Here is a 19,307-nt window from a genome sequence, read left to right on the forward strand (position 1 = left end):
GAATATGCCTACTTTAGGGGAGAAGCAAAAGCATAAATATATCCCGTTCGGTTATAAACTGATGATTACGTATATGGTGTTTATTATTCTGCCGGTCATCGCGATCGGTTACTTTTCCCATTCGATGTACCAGGATTCTATCCGTCAACAAACGAAGAACAATATCCAGGGGACGCTGGTGCAAATGAAAGATAATATCGAGTACAAAATGGGGGAAGTGGACCGGATATCCACGATGCTGTATGGCGACTACTCGTTGATCACGCAGCTTAGAGTTTATGGAAAAGGGTGGGATAGCTTCGAGCGGACCACTAAAATTATTATGCCTAAGTTTTCCATCGCCCTGAATTCCACCGGACTGAACATCGCGATGTTTTTGTTTTTGGAGAACGACACGTTTCCCGAGATTTATTACGGCTCTATCGATAACGAACGGCCGGAGGATTTCGAAGGAAGCTATAATATATACCATTTGTCCCGGATTCAGGACAAGGCGTGGCATATGGATTTTCCTCCGGAACAATTCGGAAAGACGAAGCTGTGGCAGCGGGTGGAAAAGGATAGGGAATTCAAACGCATCTCCTTTTTGCGGCGGTTAGTGGATTATGAGAAACCGCTCGAATTGAAAGAGATCGGGTTTATGCGGATCAGCGCCAGGACGGAGGAACTGTTTCAGGCGGTGGATTATCAGAAAATTGGAGTCGGCAGCGCACTGCTGATCAAGGATGAACTAGGCAGGGTTCTATACCAGTCCGGAACCGTTCCTAAAGAAACCAGCGGCAAGCTGAGTCAGAATGCGGAGTTTTTGACCATTCGGGAATCGGTCGGAGAGCAGACGTGGCAGCTCGAGGCCTATGTCCCCCTGACGGTTATGGAGCAGGATTCGGCTAAAGTACGTATGTTCATCATCTTGATTTGTTTTTTGTGTTTGGTAGTCTTTACCTTTGCGGGGGTATTCATTTCGAGATACTTCTCGGTTCGGATGAATAAAATTGTCTTCGTACTGAACGCATTCCGGGAAGGGGACCTGAGGAAACGGATGGGCTACCGGGGGAAAGATGAGTTCTCGCAGATTGCTTCGGCTTTAAATGAAATGGGCCGCAATATCGATAATTTGATCGAGCAGGTGTACGTGACCCAAATCGAGAAAAAGGAAGCCGAGCTGGAATCGCTTCAAGCCCAGATCAACCCCCATTTTCTATATAATACGCTATCCTCGATCAGCCGCCTGGCACAGTTTGGGGAGGTGGATAAGCTGCAGCGGATGGTGCTGGACTTGGCGAAGTTTTACCGGCTTTCCTTGAATGAAGGACGGACGGTAATTCCGATCCGCAGCGAATTGGAGCAGGTTCAGGCCTACATGAATATCCAGACGACCAAATTCGGCGACTCGGTGTCGGTGTTCTACGATATTGATCCGGAGATTATTAAATACGTGACCGTGAAGCTGATTCTACAGCCATTTATTGAGAATGCCCTGGAGCACGGCTGGTTCGGAAGCCCGATTCATATCCGCGTCTCCGGCAAAATGGAAGACGACAACATTGTATTTAAAATTATCGATGACGGTATCGGTATGTCCGAGGATTTAATCCGGCAAATTTTTGATCCGGTGGAGGGATTGAACACCGGGTTCGGCATCCGGAACGTCAACAGCCGCATCCAGCTCCATTTCGGAGCGAAGTACGGAGTTACGATCGGAAGCAGGCCGGGCATCGGCACAACGGTGCAGATCGTCATTCCCGCCGAGCGGGCCGAATGTCCTAATCACGGGACAAAAGGGAAGCAAGGCCCCTGTTAAATCAATGCAATATGGAACTTAATCCCTGTTTTGGTGCGAAGGTGTTTGCGGGAAGGGCAATGAGGGTAAGAGATCAAAGGTACATCGTGCCGGATACCCTTTTGTAAAGGAGTCTATGACATGAATCTCAGCGTACATAGCCCCGTGCCTTATCACTCCCAGTATCCCAAGTCATCTGCGGCTAATAGGGAAAAAAGAAATGAAAGTCAAAATACGTCTCTCAGCTTCCATGATATTTTACTTGAGAAAATGAAATCGAGCCGGGACCGGCACAATTCGGGACCGAATCGGATGTCTGCGCCAAGACAAGTCTAGTGGCCATTTAAATTGTCCCCCCCTAGTCCAAACTCATCGTCTGTTAGTAAAACAGCGACGGGTTTTGGACTTTTTTTCTGTTCCTGCAATTTTCTTGACAGATTTCGGCATCTCGGTTTTAATAATCCAATAGTTTTTATATCCGGATCAGGAAAGGCAAATTTTATGAACTCATACTTGAGACAGATTCATCCGTTATCATGGACCATTATCATCGGGACGATCTTCGGCCGGATGGCCACTTCCATGAGTATTCCCTTTCTCTCGATCTACCTGATCAACCGGCTGGGCTCTTCGCCGACGCAGGCTGGTACCGTGGTTGCCGTAAGCTCGCTGATCGGCGTGTTTGCAAGCTTTTATGGCGGGTACATATCCGATGTTATCGGACGCAAGAAGGTGCTCTTTATTTCGATTTTCGGTTGGGCGGTCGTGTTTGTCGGCTTCGCCCTGGCGAATCAAATTTGGATGTTCTTCGTTATTAACGCGCTGAACGGACTTTGCCGGGCGATGTTCGAACCGACGTCCCGCGCGCTGCTGGCGGATATCACTCCGCAGGAGAGCAAACTTCTCGTATTCAACCTCCGCTATGCGGCCATTAATCTGGGGGTCGTGGTCGGTCCGATTCTTGGATTGCAAATGGGCAATTCCAATTCGGGATTTGCGTTTTATATTGCGGGTCTTGTTTATTTTTGCTACGGGATAGTCTTAGTCTTCCAGTTTCTTTTGCATAAAGGGATGGGCGGAGCGACAGGGCAAAGCGCGGACAGGCTTTCGCTTAAGGGAGCGCTGCGGGTCACCGGAAGGGACCGGACGTTTGTATACGTTCTGATCGGAATGATCTTCTGCGTGCTGGGGTACGGACATTTCGGTTCGACGCTGGCCCAATATCTGGAGTTAAGTCCAAGCTTTACGGACGGGGCAAAATGGTTCGGTTACATGCTGTCGCTGAATGCGATTGTGGTGTTGGCGGTTCAATTCCCGCTGGTCCGGTTCTCCAGCCGCTTTTCTCCCATCGTTCCGCTAATTGCGGGTAATCTGTGCGTAGCCTGCAGTCTGCTTATATTCGGACTTTTTCCGTATATATGGACGATGGTGCTTGGTGTTGTTCTCTTCACGATCGGTGAGGTGCTGATGTTCACCATGACGGATGTGCTCGTGGACCGGATCGCTCCGAACGAACTGCGCGGGACCTATTTCGGCATGTTCGGATTCAACAACTTGGGGAATGTCATGGCCCCTTTGCTGGGAGGCTTTCTACTTGATGCGCTCGGAGTGAACCGGCCCCTGCTCATTTTCGGGATCATCGCGTTGACGACGGCGTTCGGTCTGCCATTCTTGCTGTTGGCGCGGCGGCATTTGCCTGAGGAACAGGCTCGTGTAGAGTAACCGGAAAAATTGTGAACGATGTTATATCCTTTTTTTGGAATATGGGAGATACTATTGTAGAGATTCAGATGGAAAGGAGGATCCTGAAAATGGTTTGGGTTATCGATTTCGTACTCGCTGAGCTCCATGCAAAGTCTGCAGAATCGACTGGGGCGATAACTTGCATGGAGCGTTAAGGAATATCGCCTTCTAACGGAACGACAATATCCGAAGTGGATTACCGCAGGCTTTGCTACCTTAAATTCAATTGAATTAAGGAGCGGGCTAAAATGAAATATATGAAAGCGGAAGTCATATTGCCGGAAGATCTATTGAGAGAACTTCAGAAATATGTTCAGGGAGCTACCCTATACATTCCAAAGTGTGAAGGAGTACGCAAAAAGTGGGGCGAAAACTCCGGAAGCCGGGATTTTCTGAGTCATCGAAATCAGGAAATCTGCAATAAATTCCGGGAAGGTCACTCCATAGATGATCTCGCCGAAACTTTCTGTCTCTCGTATGACAGCATTAAGCGCATCGTCTATTCGAAAAAAAGATAAATCTTAGCCCGTTCGCCGTTTCCTGGCGGCGGGCTTCTTTGTCTCTCCGTCTTTTGTGTCATAAACAAATAGAAACAGAACTTGATCTATCAGCCGCGTATTTGATCATTTATGGTTATTTATATACCTGATACACAAAAGGAAAGATGGATATGATTTCTCCGGAAATAACATTATTACTCGATAAGTATCTCCATAAAATCAAAGCGGTCGGTATACATCATGAGAAAATAGCGGAGCTAAGGCGTTTATTGAATCATGGGACTAATGGACAGCCCGGGTTGCGTTTTGCTGCCGAAGGGATGTGGTCGCAGCAAAAACTGCTGTCGGCGGGGCTGACAATCCACTCGTTCTTTTTCTGTCCGGATTGCGCCTATAGCCTAGAGGCGGTACAGTTGGCCGAGAAAATGATCCACGCAGCCGGTGAAGTATACCTGATTTCTAAAAAGGTGCTGGAAAAGTTGGGTGACCGGGATAAACCTGATGGCTTCCTCTCGATTTCCGAAATGCCAATAATTACGGCACAGGAGCTAATTTTGCCCGATAATGCGATGGTTATGGTACTGGACGGACTGGAATCGCCAGGGAATATCGGAACCATTCTGCGAAGCTGCGACGGCGCAGGGGTAGATGCCGTATTGATCTGCAACTCCAAAGTAAGACTGACCCACCCGAAACTGATCAAAGCTAGCATGGGGGCGGCATTTGTGGTCCCGTTGGTTTGTTTTGCAGCCGCAGAGCACTGTGTTGAATGGTTGGTGTCCCGGGGTTACGAAATCTATTTGGCGGATTCATCAGCGGAGGACAGCTATACAACAGTGATCTATCGTCGCTGTAATAAAGCCCTCGTTGCTGGCAGTGAGCGGTATGGACTTTCCGAAGCATGGAACAGGACCCGAGCGGGAATCCGTAAAGTTTCGATCCCAATGCATGGAATATGCGATTCCTTGAATGTCGGGATCGCGGCCTCGATCCTCATTTATGAGATAAGTACAAAATGCAGTAAAGGGTGACAGAGATATGAAACCAAGATTAAGGGAATATGAACCCGACGATATGATGAAGGTGCGGAATTTTATAATCAGAACGCACAGCTTGCTGGGACAACCGAATAGTTGGGGGATAGACAGGTGGGAATTCGTTCCTTACTGTCAGGAGAAGAAGAATGGAACCTTGGAACAATGGCTGAGCAGAATCGGAATATGGGAGCGTGAGAACGGGGAGATCGCAGCGGTCGCTTGCGATGACGGGGATGCTTATTTTTTGCTGGATACCTGGGAACCCGGCGCCGCGCTGATGCATGAGATGTTTGAATATGCGGCAAATCATCTTTTATTTAGTGAACCGGGGCGGCGTATTACGCGAAATGCACTGGCAATCACGGCGGGGATGAAGGGGATGGAGCATATTGCGGCAAGCAGAGGGTATGTACGGGAGCCGCAGGCAGATATCATGTTGTCGATGGAGCTCGACCGTCACTATGATGTAATCTTGGCTCCAGGGTTTGTCATAAAAGACGGCAATGAAGTGAACGATCAAAAAAAAGCGTTGGGGCACATTCGAGCCTTTGACTATGAGGGAACGGATGAAGCGGTAGATACGATGATTCATTATGGAAATATCCGGAATGCTCCTGATTACAGGGCCGAACTGGATTTGTTCGTTATGAATCCTTCAGGCGAAGTCGTTTCGTTCTGTGGTCTCTGGCACGATGAAATTAATCATATAGCGATTTTGGAACCGGTGGGGACCCACAAAGATTACAGACGCAAAGGTCTAGGGAAAGCTGTCATCTACGAAGGCTTGAATCGTTTAAGACGCCTTGGCGTCCGCGAGGTTTACGTGGGATCCGACCAACCATTTTACCGTAGTATAGGGATGCAAAAGGAACACCTGTTACACCGCTGGGTTAGGCACTTTTAGAGGATTGGATTCCATAAGCAACTTTCCGGAACAAAAATAGTGTGACGTCCCGATGAGTCGAGGCATCTGCCCAATCTTTCGCTGGGTTTGACACGTATACTGTGTCATGACCTAGAGGAGGTGGGGGATTTTGACGATGAAAGCACGGGGGAATCTGGCCCGGAAGTATCTGGGGAAGAAGGTTCGGATCAAGACCAAAACCGGTGCAATCTTCTACGGTAAAATCGTGAAAGTAGGAAACGGCAAGGTGTATCTCAAGACCGACGCGGTTCATAGCAAGGACAGCAAGGCACATGCGACCTTTGCTCCGTTTATTTTACCTCTGGTATTGTTCGATTTGCTGGCGATTGTGCTGCTGGAAACGAGACCGAGACGGAGAAGAAGAAAAAGAAGATGGTAAGCAGAAAAACGGTTGGGGCAATGAAGATCATGCCCAACCGTTTTTTTTTGATTACGAATAACTGTATTACCTACAGTTAATTAGGGACTTGAAGCTCTTTATTGCGTATTAACTGGAAAACCTGCAGTTAAATAATAGATTTATTCAAGTGTCGGCCTGAAATGGAAGAAATAACTGTAGGTTATACAGTTATTATCTACCATGAGCCGTAATATGAAAAATTAGCTGTATAAAATCCAGTTAATCTTCTTCAGATGGTCTTCACATGGTCCGAAAATAGTCCAGTCCCATCGCTTCACGCACCTCGGACACCGTCTCGCGGGCAACCTCCCGGGCCCGTCTCGTCCCCTCTATGAGGATCTCGTCGATGGTCCGGGGGTTGACCGCATATTGGGAACGGCGTTCGCGCATCGGCTCCAGCAGCGTGTTGAGCGAGGATTCGAGCCGGTGTTTGCATTCGCTGCAACCGATCGAGCCGCGTTCACAGGCTTCGTGAATTTCCGCGGCGCCGGAAGGCTCGAATACTTTGTGGTATGCATAAATCGGACATACCTCCGGATGACCGGGGTCATGTTTTCGGACGCGGGCCGGGTCGGTAACCGCCCGGCGGATTTTGTGGGCCAATTGTTCCGGAGAAATGTCCAGCTCTATGGCGTTGCCGAGGCTTTTACTCATCTTCGCGTTGCCGTCGGTACCGACCAGCCGCGGCGTTTCGCTGATCAGCGCTTGCGGCTCAGGAAATACGGGCCGGTACAGCTCATTGAACCGGCGTACGACCTTCCGGGCAAGCTCCAGATGAGGAAGCTGATCGTCGCCTACTGGTACAATAGAAGCTTTGCAGAAAGTAATATCTGCCGCCTGGCTTACGGGATAGCCCAGGAATCCGTAGTACAGCTCGTCAAGGCTGCTGCCCTTCGATTCGGATTTGATCGTAGGATTGTGGCGCAATGCATTTACCGTGACGAACATGGAGAAGAAAACGGTGAGCTCGGCGATTTCCGGAACCATGGATTGAACGAAGATCGTAGCCCGGTTAGGATCGATTCCAACCGCCAAATAGTCGAGGGTCACCTCGCGCAAATGCTCCCGGATGGAGTCCGGTTTGTCAAAATGGGTTGTCAGCGCCTGAACATCGGCGAGCAGAATATAGGAGTCATACTTGTCTTGCAGCATTACGCGATTTTGGAGACTGCCGACGTAATGGCCGAGATGAAGTTTTCCGGTTACGCGGTCGCCCGTAAGCATCCGTTCTTTGTTTTTGGGGTTCATTTGATTTCCTCCTTAAATTGGGGACCTGGTTCCCCGATGAGAACAGGTCTGTGTAATCTAGAACTGCACAACATAGCAAAACGTGCCACCACCAGCCATCATCCACGGCCATCACCTCCTTAAAAAATAAAAAAACCTCGTCCGTATAAGGACGAGGTTATCGTGGTACCACCTTAATTAACCATCCGCCTCCGCATAATGGGGGGAATGGCCTTCTCGACCGGTACGGAGAATGCATCTGAATCTTAAAATTCAATTTCGATATTCTCGATACCTGTCCCTTGATAACGGCGGGAACCCCGGCTTTTCCTACTATGCCCTCCGCGGACAGTTCGGCCAAGCAACTCCAAAGGCCATTCGATCAAACGCGGGATACCGGTTCACAGCGGCCACCGGCTCTCTGAGAATCCCTGCATGTCTGTCTACTTACCCTTCATCACAGTTGTTCACAAATATAGATACAATATTACAACCGCTGAGATGCACGGTCAACATGAAATGTACACGGTTGCCAGCCTCTTTCGTCCAAGCCGGAACTCGTCTGCATAATCGGCCAAGTTCCCTCATAAACATGTATCAGTTTAGGAAATCAAACTGCAGAGGGGATGATCTCATGCGTCGGATCGCAAAGATGCTGACTATTTTGATTGTGTTAAGCATCGTACTTGCCGCATGCGGGAAAAAGGATGCCGCTGGCGTCGTCAAGGATTTGGACAAAGTGGTTACCAAAATGGAAAGTTATCAGGGCACCGGCACCATGACGCTGTTTACCGGCGAGAAGCCCCAGGAGTACAAGGTAGAGGTGTGGTATCAAAATCCTTCCTTTTACCGGATTGCGCTTACCAATGCCGAGAAGGACGTGACTCAGATCGTTCTCCGCAATGAACAGGGTGTATATGTTTTAACGCCGAGCTTGAACAAGAGCTTCCGCTTCCAGAGCGACTGGCCTGAGAACCAGGGCCAAGTGTATCTTTACCAAACCCTGGTACGGAGCATTCTGAGCGACGGCTCCCGTCAATTCGTGAGCGACAAAGACAGCTATGTATTTGAAGTAGCGGCCAATTACAACACGCATGCGCTCGTACGCCAGAAAATTTGGCTGGCTAAGGACAATTATGCGCCAAAACAGGTACAAGTCTCTGACGCACAAGCAAAAGTGGTCGTAGAGGTCAAATTCGACAAATTCGATTTCGATGCCAAGTTTGAGAATAACTCCTTCGATATGCAGCATAATTTGGATGCCGCGGCCAAGGATGCCAAAGGCACGCTGCTGGAAGTCGATGAGAACGGCATGCTGGTCGAGAAGGCGCCGGAGGCGAGCCAGAATGATCCTGCAGCTGAGGACACTGCCTCGGCCGTAGATAAAGGAGATGCCGCACTTCCTGCGTTGTCCGATCCGTTCGGCGTAATTATTCCGACCTATCTGCCTGATGGGGTTGTTTATCAGGATGATAAAATCGTTGATGACAGCGACCGGAGCCTAGTGCTGCAGCGCTATGGAGGTACATATCAATTTACGCTTACGGAATCCAGGTCTCCGGACCGGACGGCCTCGCTGGTTCCCGGCGAATTGATCGACCTTGGCTTTACTTGGGGCTTATTAACAGGAGATGAGCTCCAGACTCTGACCTGGACTACGGATGGTTTGGAGTTCCGGATCACAAGCGATAATCTTCCGCTTAATGAAATGGTGAAAGTCGCCGCTTCTATGCAGGACCAAACGGGTAAATAATTTAGGACAATAGGCGGATTACGGTTATTCCGGAGTCATTTGCACTTCGGAACCCGTCTATTCGCCTCTTTCTTTATTTCTCAGCTCCCGGATTTGACAGCCGCTCCCCGGGACATTACCATTAGTGTATTGTTTGAGAAATGTATTATTTGAGCATGGACTTTCAATCATTAGAGAAGGTGACCTAGAAGTGCAAGTGAAGTATCGACCAACCCAGGCAGTCATTGATTTGGACGCGTTGTATTCCAATTATACGGAGCTGCGGCAGGGACTGCCGTCTGACATGAAACTGCTCGCATGTGTAAAGGCTAATGCCTATGGGCACGGCGCAGCGACTGTGGCAAAGGAGCTTGAACGGTATGGAGCGGATTATCTCAGCGTAGCTTTTTTGGATGAAGCGCTGGAACTGCGCCGTGCCGGAGTTAAGATCCCCGTATTGATTCTTGGATACACGCCGCCGCATGGCGTAAGAACTGCATGGGAGCACGACATCACGCTGACCGTGTTCAGCTGGGAAGTGCTGGAGACGATCAGAGATCTGGATCCTTCGGAATTTCCGCATAAACTTAAGGTCCATATCAAAATTGACTCAGGAATGGGTCGTCTTGGCCTACTTCCCGGAGAAGAGGCGTTTTTGTTCATTCGCAATGCGCTGCAAATTCCGCATGTGGAAGTGGAGGGGATGTATACCCACTATGCCACGGCGGACGAAGAAGACAAAAGCTATACATTGGAGCAGTACCGGCGTTTTCAGGAAGTGGTGGACGCGCTGCGGGAACATGAAATTCATATCCCGATTATACATACGGGTAACAGCGCCGTAGCTATTGATATACCGGAGCTTTCTTGCCGTATGGTGAGAATTGGCATCGCTTTATACGGTCTTTATCCTTCGGATGAAGTACGTAGGGATCGTATCAAGTTAAGACCGATATTATCGCTGACAACGGAGCTGGTAAGGGTTAAAACAATGCCACCGCACTCCGCCATTAGTTACGGGGCGAAATACGTAACCGACCGGGACGAAAGAATCGGAACGATTCCGATCGGCTATGCCGACGGTTATTCACGGTTGCTTGGCGGCAAGGCGCAAGTATTGATACGCGGACGCCGCGTTCCTGTAGTCGGAACCATTTGCATGGACCAATGTATGGTGTCGCTTCAACCTTTGGCTGAGGAAGCCGAAGAAATCCAAGCCGGCGAGGAGGTTGTACTCATCGGCCAGCAGTCCGGCGGCGAAATTACCGCAGACGAACTGGCCTCCATGCTTGGAACTATCCACTACGAAGTGATTTGCATGCTTGCGCATCGGATCCCCCGTTTATACGTTAGTACCGGGAAACCCGATATTCTGGTGAATCCCCTGTTGTCATAAAAGCAAGGGACGACAAAAACCTACAAAACTTTTTTCCTGTATGAAGGAATTTATGACCGGGCAGCGAATGAATAACACATGGAAATCTTCTGGTATGTACGGCATAGTCATTTTTGTTTATAATGATATGCAGCATACTTGATATACTCTCGGCATATATTTCTTTTGTATATATTTCCTTGAATAATGCTATACTGAATCACAAGGTCAGGGGAACAGGGTCGACAAGGTTTTGGGGGTGGAAGTTAGGGATGGCCAACATGCATAACACCAAAAGAATCATGATTAGTTTACCGGATCATCTTTTGCAGGAAGTGGATGGAATCGTCGCGATGGAGAACTCCAATCGCAGCGAGCTGATCAGGCAAGCCATGAAGCTGTATTTAAATGAGCGGAAGAAGAGATTCATCCGTGAGTCGATGCAGCGCGGCTATATGGAAATGGCTAAAATTAATTTATCCATGGCCTCTGAAGCATTCCATGCGGAGGAAGATGCAGACATCACTCTGGACCGCCTAGTAAGCGGGGTGTAACCATTGATCGTAAAGCGCGGCGACGTTTTTTTTGCAGACCTCTCCCCTGTAGTCGGTTCTGAGCAGGGCGGGGTAAGACCGGTGCTTATTATCCAGAACGATATCGGCAACCGATTCAGCCCGACGGCGATCGTTGCCGCTATCACGGCACAAATCCAGAAAGCGAAGCTGCCGACTCATGTGGAGATTGAGGCGGCTACGCATGGTTTTGACCGTGATTCCGTTATTTTGCTGGAACAAATCCGCACGATCGACAAACAGAGACTAACCGATAAGATTACGCATTTAGACGAAGAGACGATGAAAAAAGTGAATGACGCTTTGTTGATCAGTCTTGGTTTAATTGACTTTTAAGCATACAGCCAGACGGGATCTTCGATCCTTGTTGGCCGGGCGCTCCGAACAGGTTGTTCGGGGCGCTTTTCTTTTTTAAAGGATAAGAAAAACAGTGATTTGCCTCAAAATGCTGGAAGCGAATCACTGCCGATATTCAGAGCAAACCCGGGTACTAAGAGTCAATCTGTGCGTAAAGCGTAGATCGGCCGGAGTTTGGCTGCCTTATTGGCAGGAATCATTCCGAACACGATGCCGATGAATAAGGAAAAGCCGAAGGCGATCAGGACGATCGGGACGGAAACCGAGGTGGAGAGGGAAGAGTAATGGCCGATCATTGCGCTGGCGCCGTATCCGAGTCCAACTCCGATTAAACCGCCAAACCCGCTTAAAGCGGTAGACTCGACCATGAATTGTAGCAGGATGTTCCTCTTCTTTGCTCCGATCGCTTTACGTATTCCGATCTCCCGTGTTCTTTCGCTGACGGAGACCAGCATGATATTCATGATGCCTATGCCGCCTACAAGCAGTGAAATGCCGGCAATGCCCCCGAGTGCGAGCGACAACATTTGCGTGGTGGAATTCAAGGTGTCCAGCATTTCCTGCGAATTAAACACAGTATAAGCATTGTCCGCGTTCATGAATTTTTTATCAAGAGCGGCTTCCAGCGATGACTTGACTTGTTCGATTTGTTTCGTGTCTTCCACCTGTACGGTGATGGAACGAACTCCCCGGCTTCGCAGAAAGCGTTCGGCCGTGCTGATCGGAATCAGGATTTTGTTATCGTTTGAACCGGTCAGACTGGACCCCTTTGACTCCAGCAGGCCGACAATTTTGAAGCTGGTGCCGTTCAACTGGATACTTTCCCCAACGGGATCGGCCGTGCCCAGAAATGTGCTGGCCGTTTCGGTCCCGATTAACGCCACCTTCATTCTGAATTCATTGTCCAGATCCAGGATATAGCGGCCCGACTGGACGTGAAAGTCCTGCACCTCTTCATATGACGGAGCAATGCCCTCGATGGATACGGAATCATTGACGGTATCTTTTTTGGCTGTAGCTGACCCGCTTACGACAGGAGAGACCGCCTTGATCCCCTCAATGTCGGCAAGCTGCATTGCTTCTTCATAAGACAAAGAAGTCGTATTTCCACGCCCCGTAATGTTTACGGTCAATAAGTCCGTGCCCAAGCCTTCGAGCTGCTCCGTAATCTGCGAAGTAGTCCCCTGGCCTACCGATACGAGCGTGATAACCGAGGATACCCCGATAATAATTCCGAGCATCGTGAGCAGGGAACGAATCTTCGCCCCGATGATGCTTTTCCAGGCCATTTTTACGCTTTGCAGCAGATTCATACCGCAAGCCTCCGATCCTCGACGATCATGCCGTCCTGAATGCTGATGACCCGTTTGGCCTGCTCCGCGATGGAGAGATCATGGGTGATGATAATAATGGTATGACCGAGACGGTTAAGCTCCTTCATCTTCTCCATAACCTCTACGCCAGTCTTGCTGTCCAGTGCGCCGGTGGGCTCGTCGGCCAGAAGCAGGGGAGGATTTCCCGCAATCGCTCTTGCTATGGCCACCCGCTGCTGTTGTCCGCCGGACAGCTCGGAAGGTTTATGATGCATCCGGTACGCCAGACCGACCAGTCTCAAGGACTCTTCGATCGCCTTTTTTCGCTCCTTGTACGGGACATTCCGGTAAATGAGGGGAAGCTCTACATTTTCGAATGCCGTTAGCTTGGGCAAGAGATTGAACTGCTGAAATATGAACCCGATCTTTTCATTGCGAATTACGGCCAGTTTATTATCCGACAATTTCTTCACATCCTGGCCATCAAGAAGGTAGATTCCTTCATTGGCTACGTCCAGGCAGCCTAGCATGTTCATCAAAGTGGATTTGCCGGAGCCGGATGGGCCGATAATCGCCACAAATTCTCCCTGGTGGATCTGAAAGCTAACGTCCTTGAGGACCGGCATGAGTTCTCCGGCCATGTTGTATCCGTGTCCCAACCCGGAGACGTTGATCAGAGGCTGCTGTAAATCAGACACTATCTGCCACCTCCTGTCCGACTAGCTCCGCCGCCAGGTGTGCCACCGCCCGAGAAGCCTCCACCGGACATGCCTCCGCCAGGCATGGCGCCGTTCGGATTGACACCGCCTCCGCCGAAGCCTCCAAAGCCCCCAAAGCCCCCAAAGCCCCCGGCTTGGTCCATTTGCTCCTGCTGCCGGGTTGAATTAGAGGAGGAGGAACCCATCACTGTAGGAATGACGACTTCGTCGCCTTCTTTTAAACCGCTGACGATTTCAATGGAAGTTTCGTTATGAACGCCGATTTCAACCTCTTGCATGTTCGTTCTGCCGGTAGTTTTAGTTCTTTGCCTGTCTTGTCCTGAATCGCTTGAGGGCTGCCTGTTATCTTCCGATATTTGGGAAGGTCTCGCCGGTGGTTCGCCGGAGGTTCCGATTGGCTGCTGCAGATCGCCTTCCGGAACGATTCTTCCGCCATTCCGGCTGCCGGCCGCGGAGGCGTCGGTAGTCGGAAGAATCACGAAGTAAGACTCGCCTCTTTTTTGCACGGCTTCAACGGGGAGGGTCAAAATATCTGTCTTGTCGGAGAGAACAATGGATGCTTCAGCCGACATGCCGACGCGGATCCCGTCCGATTGCTTCAATTTAATCGTGACATCGAATAGGGATACTCCGCCCGAAGCGGTGCCTTCATTCGCAATTTCGGATACTTCGCCGTCGATCGTTTGATCCGGCAGCGCATCCAGTTGAACGGAAGACTTCATCCCGGTTTTCACCTGCGGGATATCCAATTCATCCACTTGAATTTGTACGCTCAAATTCTGATAATCCTGGATGACGAACAATTCGCTTCCATTGTTGGCCTTTTCGCCGGCAGTGATATTTACCGAAGTAATCGTCCCGTCCATAGGTGATGTTAATGAGTCGGGTGGAATCATATCTTCTTTTATTGAGGCGATTTCATTCTCCGTGCTTTTAATATTCAGTTCTTGCTTGGTGATGGATTTCCGGGTGTTATTCAAATCTTCCTCGGAGGCGCCATCATAAACCTGACGCTTGTACTGGGCCTGAAGGTCAATCAAATCCATTTTCTGCGATTCCAGAGAAGTTTCCTTTGTCTCCAGACTGTCCGATAAGTCGTCGGCCTCGAAGGTAAGCAGGGTTTGCCCCTTTTTCACAATATCTCCGGCTTTGACCATTACCTCATTGACTTTGCCTTCATCCTTGGTACGTACGCTTTGGCTATCCGTCGATATTACCGATCCTGATCCCGACACACTGACGAGGATATTGCCTTTGACAACCTGGGTTGTCCGTTGGACAGGCGCGGCTTCTCCGGTTTTTTTATCCGGCAGGATCAACATCGTAGCCGCCAAGGCAATCAAAATGGCGCCGACAATTCCGACTCCGATCCATAACCATTTCTTTTTTTTCATTCGCTCACTCCAACTTCCCACGGGTATTTTAAAGATAAAGGTATGTATCAGGTCATATACTAAGGGGCCAATATTAAAGGGGTCTGAAACGAAACTTAAAGTTGTCTGAAACGTAACTTAAAGTTAGCTGAACGTTTTCCGGTACGAAAGCAAGCCCAAAAGCCAAAAATGGTTGGCGCCCGACCCGGAGATGAAGTACAATAATCATAGTTTATGGAGGAGGTACTTTTTTAATGGATCAGAATCCGTCAGATCAGTATCAATATACGACATTCAATAATTATCCGCAGGGTTATCAGCCTGCGCCGCCAGGACCGCCGACACCGGCCAAGACGAACGGCAAATCGATCACATCGCTCGTACTGGGCGTTTTGTCCATCGTAGTCCCGTACATAGGTTTCCTTTTGGGAATTGTCGCAATCGTGTTTGCCAGCCTGTCCTTCAAAGAGTTGAAGCGCACCGGGGAGCAGGGCAAAGGCTTATCGATAGCCGGATTAGTTTGCGGAATCGTCGGGACGGCGATTTACGGAATAATTCTATTTATTCTTGTTTTGGCAATTATTATGTTTGCATCGGCAGGGGTGGAGAATTACTCCACATTTTAATGCACAAACAGAAAGCACCGCAGCCTGGAAGATAATTCGGGCCCGGTGTTTTTCTTCTTTAATCCGCGATGCCTGAAAACTACCATTCGTCCTGCGGTGGAAAAGACGCGGGAAGTTTGTGATAATAAAGGAATCATGGAATTTTTGAATGAAAGAGGGATTTCTTTGTCGCAATCGGAAGCTAACGCAACGTATGAGAAGAATGAGAGCGGAGACCGGGAACGGATTGTACAGCAGGTAGCAAAGGAACTGAGCCTGTCCCTGAAACAGGTGCGGACTACGATTTCGCTGCTGGATGAAGGCAATACGATTCCGTTTATCGCCCGTTACCGGAAAGAAATGACCGGAGAACTGGACGAGAACCAGCTTCGCGATATCGAAGAGCGCACGAATTATCTTCGTAATTTGGAGGAGCGTAAATCCGAGGTAATCCGGATCATCGCGGAGCAGGACAAATTGACGGGCGAACTGGAGGCGGCGATCCGAAAGGCGGTCAAGCTTCAGGAAGTGGAGGACTTGTATCGCCCTTACCGTCAGAAGCGCAAGACCCGGGCCAGCGTGGCGAAGGAAAAAGGACTCGCCCCATTGGCCGATTGGCTGCTCTCCCAGCCTAAACAGGGCGCTCCGTTGACGGAAGCCGCCAAGTACATTCAACCGGACAAGGGCGTGGAGACAGCGGAGGAAGCGTTGCAGGGCGCTATGGATATCGTGGCTGAAGGCATGGCCGACGAAGCGGCGACCCGGGCTTGGGTCCGCAAGTATACGATGGATCATGGCATGATGACGTCCGAAGCGAAGTCACCTGAGGCCGAGTCTGTATATGAGATGTATTATAACTACCGGGAAGCGGCCAAGAAAATGCCGTCCCACCGGATCCTCGCCATGAACCGCGGGGAGCGGGAAGAGATACTTAAAGTCTCGCTTGAAGTGGAGCCAGAGCCGATCCACCGTTTTATTGCCGGCCGATGGATCAAGGGCAGTTCCGTTGCGGATAGCGTGCTGCATGCCGTTGTGGAGGACGCCTACAAACGGTTGATCGCGCCTTCCATCGAGCGGGAAGTGCGCGGCGAGCTCACGGAAAGAGCCGAACAGCAGGCGATTTCCATCTTTGCCGGAAATCTGCGCAGCCTGCTGCTGCAGCCGCCGGTGCGGGGCAAGCGGGTGCTGGGCGTCGATCCTGCATTCCGGACCGGCTGCAAGCTCGCCGTTGTGGACGATACGGGCAAACTATTGGAAGTTGCGGTAACATATCCGACGCCGCCGAACAACAAGAAACGGGAAGCGGCCGCCAAGTTTAATGAGCTGATCGATCGCTACGATATAACCCTGATCGTTATCGGCAACGGTACGGCATCGCGCGAAACGGAACAGTTTGTGGCGGAAGTAATCGCGGAACGCAAGTCTCAGGAACTGGCCTACCTGATCGTCAACGAGGCTGGAGCAAGCGTGTACTCCGCATCCAAGCTGGCTGCGGAGGAGTTCCCCGATCTGGATGTCGCCGAGCGAAGCGCGGTATCCATTGCCCGCCGGCTGCAGGATCCGCTGGCGGAGCTGGTTAAGATCGAGCCGAAGGCGATCGGGGTTGGCCAATACCAGCACGACGTCTCGCAGAAGCACCTCGACGAGAGCCTGACCACCGTAGTGGAATCGGCGGTAAACCACGTCGGTGTCGACGTCAATACGGCTTCGCCTTCACTGTTATCGTACGTGTCCGGCGTGAATGCCACCACGGCGAAGAACATCGTCAAATTCCGCGAAGAGAATGGACGCTTCCGCAACCGGAAACAGCTGCAGAAGGTTCCGCGCCTCGGCGCGAAGACCTATGAGCAATGTATCGGTTTTATGCGGATCGCCGAAGGCGAGCATCCGCTGGATCGTACACCGATTCATCCCGAGTCGTATGAGGTGGTAAACCGGTTGTTCGCCGAGCTGGGCGTAGGCTTGGATCAGCTTGGCTCTAAAGAGCTGGCGGACAAGCTTGCAGCGTTAAACGCCGAGGCACTGGCGGAACGGCTGGAGGTCGGCGTGCCGACCCTGCGCGATATTCTGGACAGTCTCCAACGGCCGGGGCGCGATCCCCGCGAAGAGCTGCCGCTTCCGATTTTCCGCACCGATGTGTTGAAGATCGAGGATCTGGTGCCGGGGATGGAGCTGCAGGGCACCGTCCGGAACGTGATCGATTTTGGCGCCTTCGTGGATATCGGGATCAAGAACGATGGCCTCGTCCATATTTCCCAGCTAAGCGAGGGCTATGTCAAACATCCGATGGACGTCGTATCGGTTGGAGATAATGTTACCGTTTGGGTGCTGAATGTAGATCTGAAAAAAGGACGCGTCGGATTAACGATGCGGAAGCAGTAACGAACATAAGGACATTAACTACAGATAAGCCCGCCGATTTCGGCGGGCTTATTTGCACTAGGCTACGTGCCCGAAAGGTGCTTGTTCTTATTGCAGGTTGCTGGATTCGTTATTCGCGCCCTGGCGATTGTAATAAAAGAACCAGCAATCATTGAGCAAAACAATCTGGCGGCGGTCGCGCTTATGGAAGGCGCGCATAATTTGGTTGCTGAGCCATTTGGGCAACAGGGTCTCCTCCTCCGGCATTCTTTGTAGGTAGCATATGGGTGAATGCCGGAAACCGTGCAGGTCCAAGAGGGTTCCGCAAAATGAAAGAATGAATTAGACGATGCCTTCCTCTTCGTACCACTGCTCCAATTGAGCTTGCAGGGCACGAATTTCCGTGAGCAGGGAGACGAGAGGGTAATTCTCTTCCCGGATGGCGGTGAATGCCGCCTCAAGCTCGTTAATATACTCCAATCCGCTCGTGATTTGCAGCGATTCCTGGAGCAGATCGAGACGGTCGCATTCCGCGATCGCCCGCGGTAAAACCGGCACTTGCTCCGCCGTAAGCTTATCGATCTCTTTGTTAAGGCGCAGATTCAGCGCGCTCAGCTGATAGGCGTAATCGCCGGGCATTTCCACGAACAATAGTTTCTGATCCTGCTGTAAAATGACGTATCTCATAACGGCCATGTCAAGATATTCTCCTTTTCGTTCTTTACCTACTTGACAGTGTAGCGTAAGGAGAAGTTAAAATTCAAGTACATCCTAAGAAAGGAGAACGATGAAGACATGAACGACAAGCAGCTTCAGCAATGGGTCGAGGAGATTTCGCTGCGAAGTTTCGGGGTGCCGTTCCGCCATCAGGCGAGGTTTAACGGACGACTTAGAACGACCGGCGGAAGGTATTTTATGAAAACCCACCATATCGAAATCAACCCGGCCCAATTGGAAGCTTACGGAACGGATGAGGTTGAAAAAATAATTAAGCACGAGCTATGCCATTACCATCTGCATCTAGCCGGAAGAGGGTACCAGCATCGCGATCCCGAATTTAAGGCCCTGTTGAAAAAAGTCGACGGAAGCCGCTTCTGCCAATCCCTGCCGGGCCAGGCGAAGCGCAAAAGCCTCCCTTACCGGTATAGGCTGGCTTGCTCGGACTGTGGAATGGAATATCTTCGCAAACGCCGGGTGGACCCGGACCGTTACCGTTGCGGCAGATGCCGGGGTGTCTTAAAACTGAATATGTTATAATGAAGTGGAATGTAAATTGTAAGGAGTGAGA

The 19,307-nt window shown here is 50.3% G+C and carries 19 protein-coding genes; 13 read left to right on the top strand and 6 right to left on the bottom strand.

The genetic code is table 11. The features are described from left to right. Window positions 1-4 precede the first annotated feature (4 nt). The 6 genes from KJS57_RS15275 (at window position 5) to KJS57_RS15300 (ending at window position 6,364) form a co-directional block, all read left to right on the top strand. Window positions 5-1,801: a sensor histidine kinase gene (locus tag KJS57_RS15275; protein ID WP_244861576.1), complete on the top strand. Its 1,797-nt coding sequence runs from the start codon at window positions 5-7 to the stop codon at window positions 1,799-1,801. A 480-nt stretch (window positions 1,802-2,281) separates the two neighbouring features. After that, window positions 2,282-3,502: an MDR family MFS transporter gene (locus KJS57_RS15280; protein ID WP_213655456.1), complete on the top strand. Its 1,221-nt coding sequence runs from the start codon at window positions 2,282-2,284 to the stop codon at window positions 3,500-3,502. A 269-nt stretch (window positions 3,503-3,771) separates the two neighbouring features. Continuing rightward, window positions 3,772-4,041: a CD3324 family protein gene (locus KJS57_RS15285; protein ID WP_211021680.1), complete on the top strand. Its 270-nt coding sequence runs from the start codon at window positions 3,772-3,774 to the stop codon at window positions 4,039-4,041. A 251-nt stretch (window positions 4,042-4,292) separates the two neighbouring features. After that, a complete protein-coding gene (locus KJS57_RS15290) occupies window positions 4,293-5,054 on the top strand; it encodes a TrmH family RNA methyltransferase (protein ID WP_211021681.1) in 762 nt (253 codons plus the stop codon). 7 nt (window positions 5,055-5,061) lie between these two features. Further along, window positions 5,062-5,964 (top strand): GNAT family N-acetyltransferase, encoded by a 903-nt coding sequence (locus tag KJS57_RS15295; RefSeq protein WP_213655457.1) that lies wholly within the window; start codon window positions 5,062-5,064, stop codon window positions 5,962-5,964. 136 nt (window positions 5,965-6,100) lie between these two features. Continuing rightward, on the top strand, window positions 6,101-6,364 hold the full coding sequence (locus KJS57_RS15300) for a hypothetical protein (RefSeq protein ID WP_213655491.1): 264 nt from the start codon (window positions 6,101-6,103) through the stop codon (window positions 6,362-6,364). Window positions 6,365-6,625: 261 nt separating this feature from the next. Here KJS57_RS15300 and trpS read toward each other — a convergent pair whose 3' ends face one another. Then, the gene (gene trpS, locus KJS57_RS15305; protein ID WP_213655458.1) at window positions 6,626-7,633 is read right to left on the bottom strand and encodes a tryptophan--tRNA ligase; all 1,008 of its coding nucleotides are present in this window, start codon (window positions 7,631-7,633) and stop codon (window positions 6,626-6,628) included. Window positions 7,634-8,246: 613 nt separating this feature from the next. On the opposite strand from trpS, the gene KJS57_RS15310 reads away from it, so the two are divergent. The 4 genes from KJS57_RS15310 to KJS57_RS15325 all read left to right on the top strand — a co-directional run bounded on the left by KJS57_RS15310 (window position 8,247) and on the right by KJS57_RS15325 (window position 11,627). Then, the gene (locus tag KJS57_RS15310) at window positions 8,247-9,365 is read left to right on the top strand and encodes an outer membrane lipoprotein-sorting protein (RefSeq protein WP_213655459.1); all 1,119 of its coding nucleotides are present in this window, start codon (window positions 8,247-8,249) and stop codon (window positions 9,363-9,365) included. 190 nt (window positions 9,366-9,555) lie between these two features. Next, window positions 9,556-10,740, top strand: a complete 1,185-nt coding sequence (gene alr / locus KJS57_RS15315) for an alanine racemase (protein ID WP_213655460.1) — start codon at window positions 9,556-9,558, stop codon at window positions 10,738-10,740. Between the two features lie 251 nt (window positions 10,741-10,991). Beyond that, window positions 10,992-11,273, top strand: coding sequence for a CopG family ribbon-helix-helix protein (locus KJS57_RS15320; RefSeq protein ID WP_018750966.1), 282 nt, complete (start codon window positions 10,992-10,994; stop codon window positions 11,271-11,273). Window positions 11,274-11,276: 3 nt separating this feature from the next. Continuing rightward, window positions 11,277-11,627: a type II toxin-antitoxin system PemK/MazF family toxin gene (locus KJS57_RS15325; protein ID WP_211021686.1), complete on the top strand. Its 351-nt coding sequence runs from the start codon at window positions 11,277-11,279 to the stop codon at window positions 11,625-11,627. A gap of 161 nt (window positions 11,628-11,788) precedes the next feature. Here the strand turns inward: KJS57_RS15325 and KJS57_RS15330 are convergent, their stop codons facing one another. From KJS57_RS15330 to KJS57_RS15340, 3 genes are read right to left on the bottom strand one after another with little or no spacing between them, the layout of a single operon-like run. After that, complete coding sequence (locus tag KJS57_RS15330; protein WP_213655461.1) at window positions 11,789-12,961, bottom strand: ABC transporter permease; 1,173 nt, start codon at window positions 12,959-12,961, stop codon at window positions 11,789-11,791. Further along, the gene (locus KJS57_RS15335) at window positions 12,958-13,602 is read right to left on the bottom strand and encodes an ABC transporter ATP-binding protein (RefSeq protein ID WP_213655492.1); all 645 of its coding nucleotides are present in this window, start codon (window positions 13,600-13,602) and stop codon (window positions 12,958-12,960) included. Before KJS57_RS15335 ends, KJS57_RS15330 begins: the two co-directional genes overlap by 4 nt. Window positions 13,603-13,658: 56 nt before the next feature. After that, a complete protein-coding gene (locus KJS57_RS15340) occupies window positions 13,659-15,074 on the bottom strand; it encodes an efflux RND transporter periplasmic adaptor subunit (protein ID WP_213655462.1) in 1,416 nt (471 codons plus the stop codon). A 233-nt stretch (window positions 15,075-15,307) separates the two neighbouring features. On the opposite strand from KJS57_RS15340, the gene KJS57_RS15345 reads away from it, so the two are divergent. Together KJS57_RS15345 and KJS57_RS15350 are read left to right on the top strand one after the other, a co-directional pair. After that, window positions 15,308-15,679: a DUF4190 domain-containing protein gene (locus KJS57_RS15345; protein WP_211021690.1), complete on the top strand. Its 372-nt coding sequence runs from the start codon at window positions 15,308-15,310 to the stop codon at window positions 15,677-15,679. A 165-nt stretch (window positions 15,680-15,844) separates the two neighbouring features. Next, window positions 15,845-18,040 carry a Tex family protein gene (locus tag KJS57_RS15350; protein WP_280520387.1) on the top strand — a complete coding sequence of 732 codons (2,196 nt, stop codon included), beginning with the start codon at window positions 15,845-15,847 and terminating at the stop codon, window positions 18,038-18,040. 87 nt (window positions 18,041-18,127) lie between these two features. On the opposite strand, the gene cmpA is transcribed toward KJS57_RS15350, so the two are convergent. Then, window positions 18,128-18,265, bottom strand: a complete 138-nt coding sequence (gene cmpA / locus KJS57_RS15355) for a cortex morphogenetic protein CmpA (RefSeq protein WP_213655464.1) — start codon at window positions 18,263-18,265, stop codon at window positions 18,128-18,130. A 96-nt stretch (window positions 18,266-18,361) separates the two neighbouring features. After that, a complete protein-coding gene (locus KJS57_RS15360; RefSeq protein WP_211021703.1) occupies window positions 18,362-18,715 on the bottom strand; it encodes a hydrolase/acyltransferase in 354 nt (117 codons plus the stop codon). Between the two features lie 99 nt (window positions 18,716-18,814). Between KJS57_RS15360 and KJS57_RS15365 the strand changes: the two genes are divergently transcribed. After that, the gene (locus KJS57_RS15365; RefSeq protein WP_213655465.1) at window positions 18,815-19,276 is read left to right on the top strand and encodes a SprT family protein; all 462 of its coding nucleotides are present in this window, start codon (window positions 18,815-18,817) and stop codon (window positions 19,274-19,276) included. The last annotated feature ends 31 nt before the right edge of the window (window positions 19,277-19,307 follow it).

This window comes from Paenibacillus vini, from assembly GCF_018403325.1.
Taxonomy (GTDB): Bacteria; Bacillota; Bacilli; order Paenibacillales; family Paenibacillaceae; genus Fontibacillus; species Fontibacillus vini.

Coding starts and splice junctions, on each gene's coding strand:
- KJS57_RS15330 (WP_213655461.1), bottom strand. CDS start 12,961: ATGAATCTGCTGCAAAGCGTAAAAATGGCCTGGAAAAGCATCATCGGG.
- KJS57_RS15285 (WP_211021680.1), top strand. CDS start 3,772: ATGAAATATATGAAAGCGGAAGTCATATTGCCGGAAGATCTATTGAGA.
- KJS57_RS15345 (WP_211021690.1), top strand. CDS start 15,308: ATGGATCAGAATCCGTCAGATCAGTATCAATATACGACATTCAATAAT.
- KJS57_RS15320 (WP_018750966.1), top strand. CDS start 10,992: ATGGCCAACATGCATAACACCAAAAGAATCATGATTAGTTTACCGGAT.
- KJS57_RS15310 (WP_213655459.1), top strand. CDS start 8,247: ATGCGTCGGATCGCAAAGATGCTGACTATTTTGATTGTGTTAAGCATC.
- KJS57_RS15295 (WP_213655457.1), top strand. CDS start 5,062: ATGAAACCAAGATTAAGGGAATATGAACCCGACGATATGATGAAGGTG.
- KJS57_RS15280 (WP_213655456.1), top strand. CDS start 2,282: ATGAACTCATACTTGAGACAGATTCATCCGTTATCATGGACCATTATC.
- trpS (WP_213655458.1), bottom strand. CDS start 7,633: ATGAACCCCAAAAACAAAGAACGGATGCTTACGGGCGACCGCGTAACC.
- KJS57_RS15275 (WP_244861576.1), top strand. CDS start 5: ATGCCTACTTTAGGGGAGAAGCAAAAGCATAAATATATCCCGTTCGGT.
- KJS57_RS15300 (WP_213655491.1), top strand. CDS start 6,101: ATGAAAGCACGGGGGAATCTGGCCCGGAAGTATCTGGGGAAGAAGGTT.
- KJS57_RS15335 (WP_213655492.1), bottom strand. CDS start 13,602: ATGGCCGGAGAACTCATGCCGGTCCTCAAGGACGTTAGCTTTCAGATC.
- KJS57_RS15340 (WP_213655462.1), bottom strand. CDS start 15,074: ATGAAAAAAAAGAAATGGTTATGGATCGGAGTCGGAATTGTCGGCGCC.
- KJS57_RS15365 (WP_213655465.1), top strand. CDS start 18,815: ATGAACGACAAGCAGCTTCAGCAATGGGTCGAGGAGATTTCGCTGCGA.
- KJS57_RS15360 (WP_211021703.1), bottom strand. CDS start 18,715: ATGGCCGTTATGAGATACGTCATTTTACAGCAGGATCAGAAACTATTG.